The organism is Mycobacterium gordonae (genome assembly GCF_002101675.1).
GTDB classification, from domain to species: Bacteria; Actinomycetota; Actinomycetes; order Mycobacteriales; family Mycobacteriaceae; genus Mycobacterium; species Mycobacterium gordonae.
In genome coordinates this window covers 43693-59971 of sequence record NZ_LQOY01000200.1, presented here as the reverse complement: position 1 = coordinate 59971, position 16279 = coordinate 43693, and the positions used below count along the sequence as shown (strand labels likewise).

18 protein-coding genes and 1 pseudogene are annotated in these 16279 nt (G+C 67.2%); 12 read left to right on the top strand and 7 right to left on the bottom strand.

Annotated features, from left to right (window positions below):
* The 7 genes from AWC08_RS39425 to AWC08_RS25295 all read left to right on the top strand — a co-directional run.
* A partial coding sequence (locus AWC08_RS39425; RefSeq protein WP_142283802.1) for an alkaline phosphatase family protein occupies positions 1-2374 on the top strand: 2374 nt, incomplete at its 5' end.
* Between the two features lie 198 nt (positions 2375-2572).
* The gene (locus AWC08_RS25320) at positions 2573-5482 is read left to right on the top strand and encodes a Na+/H+ antiporter subunit A (RefSeq protein WP_085088370.1); all 2910 of its coding nucleotides are present in this window, start codon (positions 2573-2575) and stop codon (positions 5480-5482) included.
* Positions 5479-5952, top strand: a complete 474-nt coding sequence (locus AWC08_RS25315) for a Na(+)/H(+) antiporter subunit C (protein WP_069435296.1) — start codon at positions 5479-5481, stop codon at positions 5950-5952. The genes AWC08_RS25320 and AWC08_RS25315 overlap by 4 nt, the downstream gene beginning before the upstream one ends.
* On the top strand, positions 5942-7570 hold the full coding sequence (locus tag AWC08_RS25310; protein ID WP_069435297.1) for a Na+/H+ antiporter subunit D: 1629 nt from the start codon (positions 5942-5944) through the stop codon (positions 7568-7570). The genes AWC08_RS25315 and AWC08_RS25310 overlap by 11 nt, the downstream gene beginning before the upstream one ends.
* Positions 7567-8118, top strand: a complete 552-nt coding sequence (locus tag AWC08_RS25305; protein WP_069435298.1) for a Na+/H+ antiporter subunit E — start codon at positions 7567-7569, stop codon at positions 8116-8118. Before AWC08_RS25310 ends, AWC08_RS25305 begins: the two co-directional genes overlap by 4 nt.
* Positions 8115-8405, top strand: coding sequence for a monovalent cation/H+ antiporter complex subunit F (locus AWC08_RS25300; RefSeq protein ID WP_083271410.1), 291 nt, complete (start codon positions 8115-8117; stop codon positions 8403-8405). The genes AWC08_RS25305 and AWC08_RS25300 overlap by 4 nt, the downstream gene beginning before the upstream one ends.
* The gene (locus tag AWC08_RS25295; protein ID WP_069435299.1) at positions 8402-8749 is read left to right on the top strand and encodes a monovalent cation/H(+) antiporter subunit G; all 348 of its coding nucleotides are present in this window, start codon (positions 8402-8404) and stop codon (positions 8747-8749) included. The genes AWC08_RS25300 and AWC08_RS25295 overlap by 4 nt, the downstream gene beginning before the upstream one ends.
* 12 nt (positions 8750-8761) lie before the next feature.
* On the opposite strand, the gene AWC08_RS25290 is transcribed toward AWC08_RS25295, so the two are convergent.
* On the bottom strand, positions 8762-9403 hold the full coding sequence (locus tag AWC08_RS25290) for an LON peptidase substrate-binding domain-containing protein (RefSeq protein WP_065134632.1): 642 nt from the start codon (positions 9401-9403) through the stop codon (positions 8762-8764).
* Positions 9404-9408: 5 nt separating this feature from the next.
* A complete protein-coding gene (locus AWC08_RS25285; RefSeq protein WP_065134631.1) occupies positions 9409-10008 on the bottom strand; it encodes a TetR/AcrR family transcriptional regulator in 600 nt (199 codons plus the stop codon).
* A 21-nt stretch (positions 10009-10029) separates the two neighbouring features.
* Here AWC08_RS25285 and AWC08_RS25280 point away from each other — a divergent pair, with 21 nt between their 5' ends.
* Complete coding sequence (locus AWC08_RS25280) at positions 10030-10416, top strand: SRPBCC family protein (RefSeq protein ID WP_069435300.1); 387 nt, start codon at positions 10030-10032, stop codon at positions 10414-10416.
* 67 nt (positions 10417-10483) lie between these two features.
* Here the strand turns inward: AWC08_RS25280 and AWC08_RS25275 are convergent, their stop codons facing one another.
* From AWC08_RS25275 to AWC08_RS25260, 4 genes are all read right to left on the bottom strand, one after another.
* Positions 10484-11614, bottom strand: coding sequence for a glutamate--cysteine ligase (locus AWC08_RS25275; protein ID WP_065134639.1), 1131 nt, complete (start codon positions 11612-11614; stop codon positions 10484-10486).
* A 13-nt stretch (positions 11615-11627) separates the two neighbouring features.
* The gene (gene sodC / locus AWC08_RS25270) at positions 11628-12338 is read right to left on the bottom strand and encodes a superoxide dismutase[Cu-Zn] (protein ID WP_065134629.1); all 711 of its coding nucleotides are present in this window, start codon (positions 12336-12338) and stop codon (positions 11628-11630) included.
* A gap of 95 nt (positions 12339-12433) precedes the next feature.
* The gene (locus tag AWC08_RS25265) at positions 12434-12907 is read right to left on the bottom strand and encodes a LytR C-terminal domain-containing protein (RefSeq protein ID WP_065134628.1); all 474 of its coding nucleotides are present in this window, start codon (positions 12905-12907) and stop codon (positions 12434-12436) included.
* 25 nt (positions 12908-12932) lie between these two features.
* Entirely contained in the window at positions 12933-13241 is a 309-nt protein-coding gene (locus AWC08_RS25260) for a DUF3263 domain-containing protein (RefSeq protein WP_065134627.1), read from the bottom strand.
* Positions 13242-13517: 276 nt separating this feature from the next.
* On the opposite strand from AWC08_RS25260, the gene AWC08_RS25255 reads away from it, so the two are divergent.
* The 4 genes and pseudogenes from AWC08_RS25255 (at position 13518) to AWC08_RS25240 (ending at position 16061) form a co-directional block, all read left to right on the top strand.
* The gene (locus AWC08_RS25255) at positions 13518-14114 is read left to right on the top strand and encodes a peptide deformylase (RefSeq protein ID WP_065134626.1); all 597 of its coding nucleotides are present in this window, start codon (positions 13518-13520) and stop codon (positions 14112-14114) included.
* A pseudogene (locus tag AWC08_RS25250) lies at positions 14114-14689 on the top strand (GNAT family N-acetyltransferase, cg3035/Rv0428c family); the annotation flags it as partial. The gene AWC08_RS25255 and the pseudogene AWC08_RS25250, both read left to right, overlap by 1 nt.
* 59 nt (positions 14690-14748) lie before the next feature.
* Positions 14749-15555, top strand: coding sequence for an exodeoxyribonuclease III (locus AWC08_RS25245; RefSeq protein ID WP_172835167.1), 807 nt, complete (start codon positions 14749-14751; stop codon positions 15553-15555).
* A 65-nt stretch (positions 15556-15620) separates the two neighbouring features.
* Positions 15621-16061 (top strand): hypothetical protein, encoded by a 441-nt coding sequence (locus AWC08_RS25240; RefSeq protein WP_065134623.1) that lies wholly within the window; start codon positions 15621-15623, stop codon positions 16059-16061.
* Between the two features lie 12 nt (positions 16062-16073).
* On the opposite strand, the gene AWC08_RS25235 is transcribed toward AWC08_RS25240, so the two are convergent.
* The gene (locus tag AWC08_RS25235; RefSeq protein ID WP_142283800.1) at positions 16074-16274 is read right to left on the bottom strand and encodes an Rv1535 domain-containing protein; all 201 of its coding nucleotides are present in this window, start codon (positions 16272-16274) and stop codon (positions 16074-16076) included.
* Positions 16275-16279: the final 5 nt, after the last annotated feature.

Genomic DNA, 16279 nt, shown 5'->3' with positions numbered 1-16279 from the left:
CGGCGCCGGTGGGGGTGGGGGCACCGGCGGCATCGCCAGTGCGTTCAGTGGCGGACTGCGCGGCGGCGGCGGTGGAGCCGGCGGGGCCAGCGGCGCATTCAGCGGACTGGTTGGCGCCGCCGGCGGCGGCGGGGGGGTCGGCGGCGCCGGAGACTTCGGCGGGCCGGGCGGAGCCGGCGGGCCATCCGGCATCAGCGGCTCGATATTCGGTGGCGGTTCCGGCACCATCGGCGGCTCGCTGATCGGCGCCGGCGGGGTCGGCGGTGACGGCGGCGCCGGCCACGCTGCTGCCGGCGTCGGCGGGTCAGGTGGGCCCGGCGGTCAGGTCGTCGGCACCGGCGGCACGGGCGGGGTCGGCGGAGCCAGTCAAACCGCCGCCAGTGGCCTCGGCGGCCCCGGCGGCGCCGCCGGCCTGTTGGGCTCCGGTGGCGCCGGTGGCGCCGGTGGGGCCGGCCACCTCGGCGGCCAGGGCGGCGTCGGCGGGGCCGCGGGCCTGATCGGTGGCGGCGGGGCCGGCGGCCCCGGCGGGTTGTCTGCAGGCGGCACCGGCGGAGCCGGCGGCTACGGCGGCCTCGGCGGGTCGCTGCTCGGCAGCGGCGGCCCCGCCGGCCCCGGCGCAGAAGCCACTCCCGGTCACAGCGGCGGCAACGGTGGCATGGGCGGCAGCGCACTCCTGATCGGCAACGGCGGCAACGGGGGCAACGGCGGATACTCCACCACGCTCAACCTGCTCGGCCGGCCCGGCACCATCGGCACCGGCGGCTGGCTCATCGGCGACAACGGCATCCCCGGACTGCCGATGAGCCCCAACCTTCTTGTCAACGGGAGCTTCGAATTCGCCAGCCCCTCCACGACGGGCTTCAGTTCGGTGACCGTCCCCGGCTGGACGGTCACCGGCACCCCGACCATCGTCCCCTACGGAACTCCGCTCACGTATCCCTCGCCGACCTCGACTCCGTTCCCGACCGTGCCCAACTTCCTGGGCTTGGGCTTCCCCGGCAACCCGGCACCCGGCGCGGGGAGCAACTTCGCCGGCGGCGGACCCGTGGCCACCTCGTCGATCAGCCAAACCGTCAATCTGGCTGCCGCGACGGCCAACATCAACACCGGCACCGTCCCCTACACGCTGAGCGGACTGCTGGGCGGCTACCTGCTCGACCCGTCGTCGACCACGGTGCAGGTCACCTTCCTCAACGGCAACGGGGTCGCATTGGGCACCGGTTCGATCGGGCCCGTGTCAACAATTGACCGACTGGGCATGACCGGCTTCCAGGCCCGCGATATCTCCGGCACCATTCCCGTCGGCACCACTCAGGCGGTCGTCACCGCCACCTTCACCGACCGCAACCCGATCCTGGGCAACTACAACGGTTCGTTCGCCGACAACCTGTCGTTCACCGTCGGGGACCCCACCCTGGCCGCGCCAATGCTCACCGTCCCGACGTCGAACGTCGGTCAACTCGACCACGTGTACCTGATCTACATGGAGAACAAGGGCGCCTACGACATCCTGGGCAGCGTCAACGCTCCCTACCTCAACAGCCTGATCAACAGCTACGGCTACGCCAACAACTACTACGCTCTCGGCCACCCCAGCGACCCGAACTACTTCCGGGTCATGGGCGGTTCGGACTTCGGCCTGATCTACAACCCTGCCTCGCCCTCCATCAACGCGCCGAGCCTCATGGAAGCCATGGACAATGCGGGCGTTTCGTGGGTCGGCTATGCGCAAGGCATGCCCTACCCGGGCGCCATCGTGTCCCAAGGCGATTACGCCGTCGACGCACTACCGTTTGCCCAGTTCACCTACGTCTACAACAACACCCCCACCTATCTGCAGACACATCTGCAGCCGCTGACACAGTTGAGCGTCGACCTCCAATCCACTGCAACCACCCCAAGGTTCTCCTGGATCGCTGCCGACGGGGCCTACAACATGGAAGGTCCGGTCGACTTCCCAGGTGGCGCCGCCAATTGGCTCGCCAGCCAGCTCACGAACCACCAGTACAACGTCGCGGCCGGGGACCAGTTCCTGCAGCAAACGGTGTCCACCATCCAGAACTCGGCGTCGTGGAACACCAACGCCGCGAACGCGCGGTCGGCGATCTTCATCACGTTCGATGAGGACTACAACAACCTGTCACTGGGCATCGGCAACCAAGGCAACCTCATCAACATGGTCGTCATCCCTAACGACGCCGCCGTGACGTTCGGGGGTATGCAATCCGGGCACTTCGTCACCAACACCCGCTACGACCACTACGGCCTGATGTCCACACTCGAATACGCCTTGAGTCCCACGGCGGGAACACCTTTGACCACGCTCACGTACAACGATAAGTACGCCCTACCCTTGAACGACTTCTGGACGTGATGCCGACCGTTGGGCCGTAGGCCCGGCTGCGGCAGCGCACCACCTCATCGGGGCTGAGCGACACGCGGCCACCCATGGCACCGGCCGCGGTGTTTGCCTCACTTTTTCCTGGGTACGGTGCCGAATAGACTCGGATGGCCCGCAGGGTCCGTGCGTCGGGGCCTCATCCGCCCACAAGACCCCTTGTATCGGAGTTCCGTGCTCGCCATCTTGCTCGCCCATGCGCTGGGTGCAGCCATTGCGCCGGCTCTGGTGGTCCGATGGGGTCGTCGTGCGTTCTACCCGTTGGCGGCAGTGCCGATGTTCTGTGCGGTGTGGGCCGTCGCCGACTGGCCGGCGAGCCATACCGCTGACCACAAGCTCGTCATCGATTGGGTGCCCGGCCTATCAATGGACATCGCGCTGCGATGGGATTCATTGGCGGCCATCATGAGTTTGCTGGCGCTTGGCATCGGCGCGCTGGTGGTCTTCTACTGCGGCGAGTACTTCCACCACAGCGACGGCCACACCGAGAATCGGTTGCCCAGCTTCGCCGCCGAGCTGGTCGGGTTCTCCGGGGCCATGTTCGGGTTGATAGTCGCCGACAACATGCTGGTGCTGTATGTGTTCTGGGAACTGACCACTGTCCTGTCGTTCTTGCTAATAGGCCACTACGCGGAGCGCTTCACCAGCCGACGGGCCGCCACGCAGGCCCTGCTTGTCACGACTGCCGGCGGCCTCGCGATGCTGACCGGCATCATCGTGCTGGGCCAGGCGGCCGGCAGTTATCTGTTGTCGGACGTGGTGGCCACGCCGCCGACCGGAACGGCGGTCAGCATCGGCGTCGTACTCATCCTGTCCGGCGCGCTGAGCAAGTCGGCCATCGTACCGCTGCACTTCTGGCTGCCGGGCGCCATGGCCGCGCCCACACCGGTAAGCGCCTATCTGCATGCCGCGGCGATGGTCAAGGCCGGTGTGTATCTGATCGCGCGCCTGGCGCCAGGTTTCGCCGACTCTCCGGGTTGGCGGCCGACCGCAGTGATTCTGGGTTTGCTGACGATGCTGACGGCCGGGTGGCGCGCCCTACGCGAATACGACCTGAAACTGTTGCTGGCGTACGGCACGGTCAGCTATCTGGGCCTGATCACCGTGCTCCTCGGCGCCGGCGGCCGGGATCTCGTACTGGCCGGGCTCACGGTGCTCTGCGCGCACGCGATGTTCAAAGCGGCTCTCTTCATGGTGGTCGGGATCATCGACCATGCCACCGGGACCCGGGACATCCGGCGGCTTGCGGGGCTCGGGCGACGCTGCCCGGCGCTGATGACGATTGCCGTCGCTGCCACCGCAAGCATGGCGGCCCTGCCACCGTTTCTCGGTTTTGTCGCGAAGGAAGCCGCGTTCGCCACGCTGGCCGACAGTGAATCGCTCGGCACGACCGCGCCGTGGGTGCTGGCCGGTGTAGTGATCGGATCGATCTTCTCGGTCGCCTACAGCCTGCGATTTCTGTGGGGCGCTTTCGCCGGGAAGGGCCGGTCGGAGCCCAGCACTCGAGTTGCCGAATTGCATCCGCCCACAGCGACGTTCCAGGCGGCCCCGGCGGTGTTGGCAGCGGCGGGCCTCGGCGTCGGTTTGGCGCCTGTCTACCTGAGCCACCTCCTGGAAGGCTACGCGGACACGATCGCGTCGGACCGCCACGATTACCACCTGGCGCTGTGGCATCCGGGTTTGGCCCAAGCGCTCTCGGCGCTGGTGCTGGTCGTCGGCACCGTGGCATTCGTCGGACGGGGCTGGTTGCGGCGCGCCGTGCTGCGCGAGCTTTCTGGTCACGACGCAACGGCCGACCGGGCCTACGACGCGGTGATCCGCGGGCTGGATGTGGCAGCGGTGCGGGTGACCGCGCTGACCCAGCGTGGCTCCATCCCGGCGACCCAAGCGGTGATCCTGTCCACCCTGGTGCTGCTGCCGGCGGGCGCGCTGTGGCTGGGCGCCCACACCCGCCCGGAGCTTCGGCTCTGGGATGCGCCCATTCAGGCAGTGGTCGTCGGGGTGATCTTGGCCGGCGCGCTCGGCGCCACCATGACCCGCAATCGGCTTGCGGTCGTGCTCATGGTCGGGGTCACCGGGTACGGCAGTGGCGTCCTGTTCGCCTTTCACGGCGCGCCCGACCTGGCGCTGACGCAGTTCCTGGTGGAAACGGTGACACTGGTGATATTCGTGCTGGTGCTACGGACGCTGCCGGCCGAGGTCGATCCTGCGGACGTGCGGCGGTTTCGGTTGCCTCGTGCACTGCTGGCCCTGGCGGTGGGCGTCAGCGTGACCGTGCTCGCGGCGTTCGCGATGGCAGCGCGCACCGCCGCGCCGATCGGCTCCTTGCTGCCCGATGCCGCCTACTTCCGGGGGAACGGCGGCAACACCGTGAACGTGATTCTGGTCGATATCAGGGCCTGGGACACCCTCGGTGAAGTGTCGGTGTTGCTGGTGGCCGCGACAGGGGTCGCCTCCCTGGTGTTTCGGCACCGTCGTTACGGCTCGGCTCCGCGGGTGCCCGCCCAGGGAGTTGGCGCCACCGGGCCGTCGTCCGCACCCGGGAACCCCGCCACGCCATACACCCCTGCCGTCAGTGACACCACGTGGCTGCGTGGCAGTGAGTTTCGCGACCCCGACTCCCGGTCGCTGGTACTGGAAGTCACGACGCGCATCATCTTTCCGCTGTTGATGCTCATGTCGGTGTTCTTCTTCTTCACCGGCCACAATGCCCCCGGGGGTGGTTTCGCCGGTGGGCTGGCCGCGGGGTTGGCCCTGACGCTACGTTACCTCGCCGGAGGTCGTTACGAACTCGGTGAAACGCTGCCACTGGATGCCGGCAAAATTCTGGGGGCCGGCCTCGCCCTGTCCGCCGGAACCGCGGTGGCATCGCTGGCGCTGGGAGCACCGGCACTGTCGTCGGCGGTGGTGCAGTTCGACCTCCCCTTGGCAGGCCACGTCAAGTTGGTGACAGCGCTGTTCTTCGACCTGGGCGTGTATCTCATCGTGGTCGGCCTGGTGCTTGACGTGCTGCGCAGTCTGGGCGCGAGGGTCGACGAGGAGCTTGCCGAATCGGCGCCCGATGAGCAGGTAGGTGCTCGGTGACCACGTACGTCATCCCCATGCTCGTGGTCGCCGGCCTCTTCAGCGCCGGTGTTTACCTGCTGCTGGAGCGGAGCTTGACCCGGATGCTGTTGGGCCTGCTGCTGATCAGCAACGCGGTGAACCTGCTGATCCTCAATGCCGGGGGACCCCCGGGCAATCCGCCGGTGCGCGATCACGGCGGCGCCAACAGGCCCGCGACAGCCGACCCGCTGGCGCAGGCGATGGTATTGACCGCGATCGTCATCACGATGGGCACCGCGGCTTTCGTGCTGGCGCTGGCCTACCGGTCATATCGCCTGACCACTGCGGAACGCGTCGGTGACGACCCCGAGGACGTCCGCGTCTCGCGACTGACAGGGCCCGAAGCCAGCGCCGTCGACGAGGACGAGCCCGAGCCGGTGCCTACCGTCGGCAGCGATGACCCGCATGAGCTCGACGCGATACCCCCGGAGGGCCACAATGGGCCTTGACCTCGGCTCCATCCTGACTCCGCTGCCTGTCCTGCTCCCCACCCTCGGCGCAGCGGCCACGTTGATCGCGGGACGACGCCCGCGGATGCAGCGCACGATCGCGCTGTCCGTCCTGTCAGCGGTGGTCGCAGTCTGCGTGACCCTGCTCTACCTCGTCGACAAGAACGGAACACTGGCCCTCGCCGTCGGCGGCTGGGGTCCGACCAGCGCCGGGTTGGGACCGTTGGGGATCATGCTGGTGGTCGATCGGCTGTCCGCACTGATGCTGGTGGTGTCCTCGATCGTGCTGGTCGCCGTTGTCGTCTACGCGATCGGCCAGGGCATCCGCGACGGCGGCGAGCAACAGCCGACCTCCATCTTCCTGCCCACCTATCTGGCACTGGCCGCGGGTGTCTGCATGGCATTCCTTGCCGGAGATCTGTTCAACCTCTTCGTCGGTTTCGAGGTGCTGCTCAACGCCAGCTTCGTGCTCTTGACCATTGGGGCGAGCGCCGACCGGGTGCGTGCCGGCATCGGCTACGTCATGGTCTCGATGCTGTCGTCACTGATCTTCTTGGCCGGGATCGCACTGGTCTACGCTGCCACCGGCACGCTCAACATGGCCGAACTGGCGGTGCGGTTCGACAGCATCAGCTCCGGCACCCGCAGTGCGGTGTTCGCGGTGCTGCTCGTCGCATTCGGAATCAAGGCCGCCGTCTTTCCGCTTTCGGCCTGGCTGCCCGACTCCTACCCCACCGCGCCTGCCCCCGTCACCGCGGTATTCGCCGGAATCCTGACCAAGATCGGTATCTACTCGATCATCCGGGCACACGCACTGCTGCTCCCTGGCGCTGGACTGGACCATGTGCTGCTGGTGGCGGCGCTGCTGACCATGCTCGTCGGCATATTCGGCGCCATCGCCCAGAGCGACATCAAACGCCTGCTGTCATTCACGCTGGTCAGCCACATCGGCTTCATGATGTTCGGGGTTGCGCTGAGCAATCAGCCGGGCATGTCCGGCGCCATCTACTACGTCGCGCACCACATCATCGTGCAAACCACGCTGTTTCTGGTGTTGGGACTCATCGAACGCCAGGCCGGCACGTCGGCGCTGGGCCGCCTCGGCGGTCTGACCGCCACCCCGCTGCTGGCGTTCGTGTTCCTGGTGCCCGCATTGAATCTTGGTGGCATTCCGCCATTCTCGGGTTTCATCGGCAAAGTGGCGCTGCTGCAGGCCGGCGTGTTGAACGGTTCGGTGCTGGCCTGGACGCTGGTCGCCGGGGGCGTGCTCACCAGTTTGCTGACTTTGCTGGTGGTGGCCCGAGTGTGGGCGAAGGCGTTCTGGCGGCCCCGCGCCGAGGCGCCGGGTGCTGATTTGGTGACCGCCAGCCCGGCGGCGTTGCTGGATGACGCGGACGACGTGGCCCTCAGCCAGCGCGACGACGTGGGCAAGATGCCTGTCGGTATGGTCGGCCCGACCCTCGCCCTGGTTGCGGTGGGATTGACGCTGACCGTTCTGGCCGGACCGATCGTCGGCTACAGCCAACGGGCAGCCACGGAAGTCCTCGACCGGAGCCGCTACATCACCGCGGTTCTGTCCGGGGCCGACGCACACCATGACGAGGCAGGTGGCCGATGAGCGCGGCCAACCCGACGCGGACGGTCTTGCGCCGGGTGACGGTACTGGTCACACTGGCGGCGGTCTGGACGTTGCTGTGGGGGGATTATTCGCCGGGCACCGCGCTCGTCGGGTTGATGGTGGCCACGGTCATCGTCACCGTGCTGCCGTTACCGAAAGTTCCGATCCAGGGCCGGGTGCACGTGGTCTCGCTGCTGCGACTTATCACCCGCGTCGCGTGGTTTCTGCTGGTATCCAGCGTTCAGGTCTCCTGGTTGGCGATCAGACCGGGCTCGTTGCCGCTTTCGGCTGTGCTTCGCGTGCAGCTCGCAGTGAAGTCCGATCTGGTGCTGGTGTTCGCCTCCAACATCCTGTCGATGATGCCCGGGTCGCTGGTGCTGGAGATCGACCAAACGCGCCGAGTGCTCTTCTGCCACGTGATCAATGCCGGATCTGCTCGCGCGATGGAGACGTTCCGGCACCAGGTCACCGAGGTGGAACGGCTACTACTGGCCGCCTTCGAGCGCGACGCCGATTGGCGACCGGAGCGAATCGAGGGGAATCCATGACCATGGTCTCGGCAACCTCATTAGTCGCCGCGGTGATGCTGGGGATCGCAGCCGTACTCACTACCGTCCGCCTGCTGGCGGGCCCCAGCACGTTGGACCGCCTGGTCGCGCTGGATACCCTGATCGCGGTCACGATGTGCGCTATCGCGATCTGGGCGGCGGTGAGCCTGGACATCACGGTGGCCTTCAGCCTCGCTGCCCTTGCGTTGATCAGTTTCATCGGGTCGGTGAGCGTGGCTCGCTTCCGGGTGCGCGAGGTCCAGCGGAACCGGCGGAGACCCCGATGAATATCCTCGACATCGCCTCGGCCGCATTGCAGTTGTCCGGTTCAGCACTGGCGCTGACCGCGGCCATCGGGGTCCTCCGGTTCAAAGACACCTTGTCGCGGATGCACTCCGCGACCAAACCTCAAGTGATCGGCCTGATCTTGGTCCTGGCGGGTGCAACTATCCGGCTACGCCATGATTCCGACGTCGGTGTGCTCATCTTGACCGGGTCGTTCACGATCATCACCGCACCCGTCATCGCGCATCGCGTTGGGCGCTTGGCATACCACGAGCAGGACCTGCGGGACCTGCTGACGACTGACCAGCTGGAGTCAGATGTTCCCGACGAGCGAGAAGCCGGCTGATTAACCGGCCCGTCACTCCGACAACTGAAACTCCACCACCGCGGTAACCGAATCCACCGCCTCGAGCAAGGCGTCCAACCGGTCTGCGGCGGATGCGGCCGACAGCACGGCGTACCGGTCGGCCGGTCCCATCGGAACGCGAGATGCCAACGCGTACAACAGCGTTGCGAGGTCAGCGTCGTCGTCCCCGTAGTCGAAGATCTCGTCGCGACTGGGCAGTTCAGCGCCCTGTACGTCAGCGATCCGCTCGAACAGCGCCCACACCCGGTCCTCGACGTCGAGGAACGCGGCGGGGGTCACCGGCGGTCCCGGTTCGTCAGGCCAGATCTGCACCCGCGCCCGCGGGTAGGGGTCGTCCGGTAGCCACTGCAGCACCTTGATGCGCTCACCCATCCGGCACTGCAGCGCATACCGGCCCCCGCCGGCGTCAACGTAGTCGGTGATCGCGGCGAGGGTCCCGACGTCAGAGCGCGCGTCACCACCACCGACCTCGCGGCCACGGGAGATCAGCACGACGCCGAAGCGGGGGTCGGGGCTGTCCAGACAATCCCGGACGAGTGCTGTGTAGCGGGGTTCGAAGATGCGCAGCGGCAGATCCTCACCCGGCAGCAACGCGGATTCCAGCGGGAACATCGCCACGTCGATTGATTCCATCCGCCTCATCCCCTCTCTCCCCCATAACTATGCAGTACGGCGCGGGCGGCGGCCGCGACATCGGCCTCCAGCCAATGCGGCAACGGATTGTCGTGAGCGTGGCGTCTGACGACGGCATAGGGCAGATCGGAAACGGCGCGGTATACCGCGTCCAGCGCGCGTGGCTCGTCGCTGCCGTAGAGCCCGTCGGCCAACTCGTGAATCCGTTGTGTCAGCGGTGCGTTCATGGCGCCTAACGTGTCCCGGAAGTCCGTGTCCGAGCGGCTGTCGACCAGATCGCCAGGACGGATGGTCAACAACAGCCGCGCATCGTCGGGTAGCTCGCGGGCAAAGCCGACGGCTGCCACGGCCATCGCCGTGGCCTGCTCCGCCGCGGTGCCGCCGGTGGACGCGAGCGCGCGCTGCTGGAACCGGTCCAGCGCCCGCAGCCAGGCCGCGATCACCACGCCGTCCCGGTTGCCGAAACGATGGTAAAGCGTGCCCGCCGGCGCGCCGCTGGCCTTGGCTATCGCCGCGACACTCGCCGCGCGCGGGCCGGCTCTGAGCACGAGCGCCCGGGTCGCATCCAAGATGATGTCGGTTTCGTGCTTTCGCGGAGGTGCCATGATCTAGTATGGTCCTTCTATATGGAACGATTACCCTATATCGATGAGCATGCTATCGCGATCCACGCCTCGCCGGCGCAAGCCTGGGCGGCGCTGCTCGCCAAGACCTGCCGCGACCCCGGTGACCCGAGCACGGTTCCGTTCGGGTTCGCCCTCGAGGAGGCGACGCCGCCGCGCCGGCTCGCACTCAAGGGCCGTCACCCGTTCGCGGCCTACCGCCTGGTGTACGAGCTGGATCCCGAGCCCGACGGGGTTCGGTTGCGGGCGGTGACGTTCGCGGCATTCCCTGGTCTGCGCGGGACGGTGTACCGGGCGCTGGTCATCGGCAGCGGGGGGCATCGGATCGTGGTGCGCCACTTGCTCAGACGCGTCGCTAACCATGCCAAGGAAAATCCAGTGTGCGTCTAGCGCTTTGACAGTGCATCCACGGCGGCGAGATCGCGAAATCTCAACCGTGGCATCACACTCGAACAGGTCAGATATCCAGCTCGGCCACGAGCGCGTCGACGACCGAGCGCAGGTCGCCGTCGTGCTCCTCGGCCACCCGACGCTGCCGTTGGTAGGAGCCGCCGCGGCGCGGGATGTCGGCTACCGCCGCCAGTTCGTCAGAACACTTGAGCGACTTGGCAATCGGCTCCAACCGGTTCAGCACGTCATCGAGGTCCTCGGTGACCAGCCGCTCATTGCTGTCGGCGTCCAGGATGATCACCGCGTCCAGACCATAACGGGCCGCCCGCCATTTGTTCTCCTGCACATGCCACGGCGGCATCGTCGGCAGCGGCTGGTCGGCCTCCAGGCGGCGGTCCAGATCCACGATCAGGCAGTGGGTCAACGCGACCAGCGCACCCAACTCGCGCAGATTGGACACCCCGTCGCAGATCCGCACCTCGAGCGTGCCCAGATGCGGGGAAGGCCTTATGTCCCAACGGACCTCGTCGACGTGGTCGATGATGCCGGTCTTCTTCTGGTCGTAGACGAAGCCCTCGAACTCCGACCATTTCTGGAATTGGAACGGCAACCCCGCGGTGGGCAACTGCTGAAACATCATCGACCGGTTGCTCGCGTACCCCGTGTCCTCGCCGCCCCACCACGGCGAGGACGCCGACAGTGCCAACAGATGCGGGTATTGGTTGAGCAGCGAGGACAGGATGGGCATGACCTTGTTGGCCGATGAGATCCCGACGTGCACGTGCACTCCCCAGATCAGCATCTGCCTGCCCCACCACTGGGTGCGTTTGATCAGCTCGGCGTAACGCGGTGCGTCGGTGAGCTTCTGGCTGGACCACTGCGCGAACGGATGGGTGCCGGCGCAGAACAACTCCATGCCGCGGTCCCGCACGATCCGGCGGGCGGGGCCTAGCGTGTCGCGCAGGTCCGCCATCGCCTCGGCAGCGTTCTCGCAGATGCCGCTGACGACTTCGACGGTGTTACGCAGCAATTCCTTGTGCACACGCGGGTTTTCGCCGATCTCGGCGATCACCGCGGTGGCCTCGTTGCTCAGGTCGCGGGTTTGCGCGTCGACGAGCGCGAACTCCCATTCCACGCCGACGGTGGGCCGCGGCGAGCGGGCGAAATCGATGTGGCTACGCGCCCTGCTGGACGGCAGGCTGCCCGGACCCTTACCCGGATCCAATGACACCGCACGCCACCCGCTTGCCGGCGTCACCGGTTGTCATCGTCGTCTCGTCGGGTCCCGGCGTCCCGTCGTTCTGCTTGTAGCGATCCGCCGGAATGTTGGCGAAGTTGTCCGCGCCAGCATGAATGATGATCGCGGTCTTGGCCCCGGAGGTCAGGTCGTCCATGGTGAAGGCGTCCGTCGTGGTGATCAGCGTCCCAGACCCGTCCTTGCGCACCTGCAGCGGCGGCAGGTCACCGCTGGAGTGGCCCGACGGGGCACCGGGCAGTTGGAGATGCCCACCGGCGGACAGGAAGTCACCGGGCGCGCCGCCGTTCGGGGCGACGGAGTTGGGTTCACACTTGCCCACCTTGTGCAGGTGCATGCCGTGGAACCCGGGCGAGAGCACCCCGCCGGCGGTCGTCGCGACCGTCACGGTGGCGTAGCCATTGGTGAATTCGAACTTCGCCGTCGCGATCTGCGCGCCGTCCGGCCCCTTCAAAACGGTCATCAGCACCTGCGCCGACGCACCCGCCTGCGGGCTGGGGGTCGCCTCCTGATGTCCGGAGGTGGAGGGTGCCGGGGATCCCGTCCACACCGACGGCGTGGTACCCGGAGTGTTCGTGGCGTGCTGGGGCGACGAGCAGGCGCCCACCAGCGCGACGCAAGCGGCGGCCGAAAGGGCTGACAAAGCGGTGGCTGCAGGCTTAGGCATAGCGGAGAGCCTAGCGTGACGACGATGCGGGTCGAAACGACCCGCTGAGGAGTCAGGCAATCTGGGCCTAGCGTGACGACGATGCGGAATCAGCGTCAACCCATGACCAAAACGATGACGCCCGGTGGCTGGTCGGAAAGTGCCGATATCCGCTTCTCCACCGGCGCTCCCAGCTTCTTGCCCACCGCCTCAGCGGTCGCCTTCTCACCCTCGTCGCCGTAGTACACGGTGGTGGCCGTCACGTCCGCAACCGCCAGGTTGGTCACCTCGGTCACCTTGAATCCGGCCGCCTTGAGCTCGTCGGCCGTGGTCTTGGCGATGCCTTCCTTCGACGAGATGTTGTACACCCGGACCTCGGCTTCGTTCGCCGCGGCGGGCTTGGCGCTGGTCGACGAGGCCGGTCCGGTGGTGGCCGACACCGTGGTGACCGGTGACGCGTCGTCGTCGGACTTTCCGGAAGAGTCCAGGGCCTGCCAGCCGAGCAACAGGAAGATGACGCCCAAGAACAACAGCACCATCACCATGGCCCGCAGGGGAAGCCCGGAAGAGTCGGGCACGCGCTCGTTCATCGAGCCCACTGTAGCCGGGGGTCGCTCAGGTCACCTCGAAGCCGAGCCGGCGGGCGGCGCGAGCCTTCTGGCGGCTGGCACGCAGTCGCCGCAGGCGCTTCACCAGCATCGGATCGGCCGCCAACGCCTCCGGCCGGTCGACGAGCGCGTTGAGCACTTGGTAATAGCGCGTCGCCGACATCGAAAACAACTCTTTGATGGCGTCTTCCTTGACGCCGGCGAACTTCCACCACTGCCGTTCGAAGGCGAGAATGTCGTGTTCGCGACGGGTCAGCCCATCGGCGACCTCGACGTTGTCCCCCGACCGATTTGCCCGCGCCATGGCGCTGTCCATATCGCTTCCCCTGGACCCTTCCGGCGAAAACTCGATTGACTCGAATGACCTGACGTACTTCGGGGGCATTCTCCGGCGATTATTGAAACACGCCGGCATCTGCTGGGCCGGAAACCAGACCCGCGAGTCGGCCGAGTTGCTTTGGAACACGCGATGTCTGCGGGCTGCAGCATGCCTGGCAGACGTATGTCGCGGCCCTGCGGCCGTCGGATTGGTCACACTTGCCGCGCGGCCCGTTCCGGGCTGCCCCGGCGACACGCCTTAAGCTAGCCGACCATGGCCGTCGTACCCATCCTCATCGTGGGCGATCCCGTCCTGCACAACCCGACGACGCCGATCCCCGTCGGCCCCGACGGATCGCTCCCGGCCGATCTGCCCGAGTTGATCAAGAACATGTACGACACGATGGACGCCGCTCACGGCGTCGGTCTGGCCGCCAACCAGATCGGGTACGGATTGCGGGTCTTCGTCTACGACTGTTCCGACGACCGCGGGCTGACCAACCGCCGCCGCGGGGTGGTCGTCAATCCGGTGCTGGAGACCTCCGAGATCCCCGAGACCATGCCGTCAGCCGGGCACGACGACGACGAAGGATGCCTGTCAGTTCCCGGCGAGTCCTTCCCCACCGGACGTGCTGACTGGGCGCGGGTCACCGGACTGGACGGCGAGGGCAAGCCGGTCTCCATCGAAGGCACCGGACTGTTCGCCCGCATGCTCCAGCACGAGACCGGGCACCTGGACGGATTCCTCTACGTCGACTGCCTGATCGGCCGGCACGCCCGGGCTGCGAAACGGGCCATCAAGTCGCACGGCTGGGGCGTTCCCGGCCTGTCCTGGCTGCCGGGCGAGGGACCCGACCCGTTCGGTCACTGATGGTCTCCTGGCCGGCCCTCGGGACGCGGGTGACGCTGCGCTACCGCCGACCGCCCGGGTCGGTTCCGCCACTGACGGACGCGGTGGGCCATCTACTGGCGATCGACCCGACGGTCCGGGTCCAGACGCGCTCCGGTGCGGTGGTCGAAGTGGCTCCGGCGGACGTGACGGCCCTGCGCGTCCTGACCCACGCGCCGGTGCGCACCGCCGATATCCGCAGGCTCGAGCACGCGGCCGCGGCCGACGCACCCGGCGCCGAGCAACTCTGGCTGAGCGGCTGGCTGCTGCGCGCCCGCGGCCGCACGTTGGCAGCGAACTCCGCTGTACCACTTGATATTTCGGCACAGGCCAGTAGCATTCCGGAGATTTTCGACTGGTATGCCGAACGCGGACTGAAGCCACGGCTGGCCATCCCCGACCGCCTGTTGTCACCGCCCGCCGGCCTGCCCTGCGAACTCGTCGAACAGGTTCTGATGCGCGACACAACACGTGGCACAACGGAGTTCGTGTGCATCCCGGACACGGACTCGACCGCCGCCGCCGAGGAACAGGGCTTTCGCCTGCACCACCGCCGCCGCTACTACCACCGACCTTGACTCTCGCCACCGATAGGAGACACCCGATGCCCGAGCGATTGCGGCTGGCCACCTGGAACGTCAACTCGATCCGCACCCGACTGGACCGTGTCGTCGACTGGCTCGATCGGGCCGAGGTCGACGTGCTGGCCATGCAGGAGACCAAGTGCTCGGACACCCAATTTCCCGCGCTGCCATTGATCGAACGCGGTTACGAGGTGGCTCATGTCGGCTTCAACCAATGGAACGGCGTGGCGATCGCCTCCCGCGTCGGCCTGGAGGACGTGCAGGTCGGATTCGAGGGTCAGCCCACCTGGAGCGGCAAGCCCGATGTGGCCGCCGCGTCCGAAGCCCGTGCCATAGGCGCGACGTGCGGCGGCGTGCGGGTGTGGAGCCTGTACGTGCCCAACGGTCGCGCCCTCGACGACCCGCATTACACCTATAAGCTCGATTGGCTTGCGGCGCTCCGCAATACGGCTGAAGGTTGGTTGCGCGCCGATCCTTCCGCACCGATCGCGCTGGTCGGGGACTGGAACATCGCGCCCACCGACGACGACGTCTGGAGCACCGAGTTCTTCGCGGGCTGCACTCACGTCTCCGAACCGGAGCGCCGGGCCTTCAACGCGATCGTCGACGCCCAATTCGCCGATCTGGTAAGGCCTTTCACCCCGGGTCCCGGGGTGTACACCTACTGGGACTACACGCAGTTGCGGTTCCCGAAGCGACAGGGAATGCGAATCGACTTCATCCTCGGCTCACCGGCGTTGGCCGCCCGGGTGGTGGACGCGCAGATCGTCCGGGAGGAGCGCAAAGGCAAAGCGCCCAGCGATCACGCACCCGTGCTGGTCGATCTGCTTACCACCTGACAATTGCTGGTCATGTGAGCGGCATAGGGGTATACAAAGCAGAGAAACCTAGGCCAGGAGTCATCATGGGCGTCGTTGATCGGGCAGTGCGGAGTATGGGTCGAACGGTAAGTCGCGCTGCGACGGCTACAACGTCCGCCGCCGGGGCCGTCGGAGGGGCGGCCGTCAACGGCATCGTCGGCGGCGTCAAGGGTGCCGCCGAGGGAATTCAGCAGGGGCTCGGCACCGGCAGCAAGTCAACACCGGCGGCAGCCTTGGCCATCGGCGCGATCGGCGCCGCGGGTCTGGTGGAATGGCCGATCCTGTTGGCCGTCGGCGGCGGCGCCCTGTTGCTGCGCAGGCTGAGCCAGGCACCGGAGCCGCCGGTGCAAGCCGTGCAGCCGGCCAAGGCCAAGCTCGCGCCGGTACCCGACGAGCCGCCGGCCAAGAAAGCTCCCGCCAAGGCCGCGGCGAAGAAGACCGCGGGTCGCAGGGCCGGCGCCGGCGACCTGCGCAGCACGAACTGACGAGGCGTCGATTCAGCTAATCAACCGGTTGCTCGGCGGTACTCCGCCTGCGGCCGGGCCAGTGGTGGCCAGCCGCGGCTGCCGGCGCTCGGTCGTCACAACCTCCAGCACGCCGACGCGCCACAACAGCGCATAAAGTTCGGTTAGCGGCCCCCTCAGCAACACGGCGAACGACGCCGCTAGCGGGTCGGTCGGGTGTTCTGTCATCGTCATATCTC

Bases quoted from the DNA above. Each gene is read 5' to 3' on its own strand.
- AWC08_RS25310 (WP_069435297.1), top strand. From the start codon at position 5,942: ATGGGCCTTGACCTCGGCTCCATCCTGACTCCGCTGCCTGTCCTGCTC.
- AWC08_RS25305 (WP_069435298.1), top strand. From the start codon at position 7,567: ATGAGCGCGGCCAACCCGACGCGGACGGTCTTGCGCCGGGTGACGGTA.
- AWC08_RS25300 (WP_083271410.1), top strand. From the start codon at position 8,115: ATGACCATGGTCTCGGCAACCTCATTAGTCGCCGCGGTGATGCTGGGG.
- AWC08_RS25295 (WP_069435299.1), top strand. From the start codon at position 8,402: ATGAATATCCTCGACATCGCCTCGGCCGCATTGCAGTTGTCCGGTTCA.
- AWC08_RS25290 (WP_065134632.1), bottom strand. From the start codon at position 9,403: ATGGAATCAATCGACGTGGCGATGTTCCCGCTGGAATCCGCGTTGCTG.
- AWC08_RS25285 (WP_065134631.1), bottom strand. From the start codon at position 10,008: ATGGCACCTCCGCGAAAGCACGAAACCGACATCATCTTGGATGCGACC.
- AWC08_RS25280 (WP_069435300.1), top strand. From the start codon at position 10,030: ATGGAACGATTACCCTATATCGATGAGCATGCTATCGCGATCCACGCC.
- sodC (WP_065134629.1), bottom strand. From the start codon at position 12,338: ATGCCTAAGCCTGCAGCCACCGCTTTGTCAGCCCTTTCGGCCGCCGCT.
- AWC08_RS25265 (WP_065134628.1), bottom strand. From the start codon at position 12,907: ATGAACGAGCGCGTGCCCGACTCTTCCGGGCTTCCCCTGCGGGCCATG.
- AWC08_RS25260 (WP_065134627.1), bottom strand. From the start codon at position 13,241: ATGGACAGCGCCATGGCGCGGGCAAATCGGTCGGGGGACAACGTCGAG.
- AWC08_RS25255 (WP_065134626.1), top strand. From the start codon at position 13,518: ATGGCCGTCGTACCCATCCTCATCGTGGGCGATCCCGTCCTGCACAAC.
- AWC08_RS25240 (WP_065134623.1), top strand. From the start codon at position 15,621: ATGGGCGTCGTTGATCGGGCAGTGCGGAGTATGGGTCGAACGGTAAGT.
- AWC08_RS25235 (WP_142283800.1), bottom strand. From the start codon at position 16,274: ATGACGATGACAGAACACCCGACCGACCCGCTAGCGGCGTCGTTCGCC.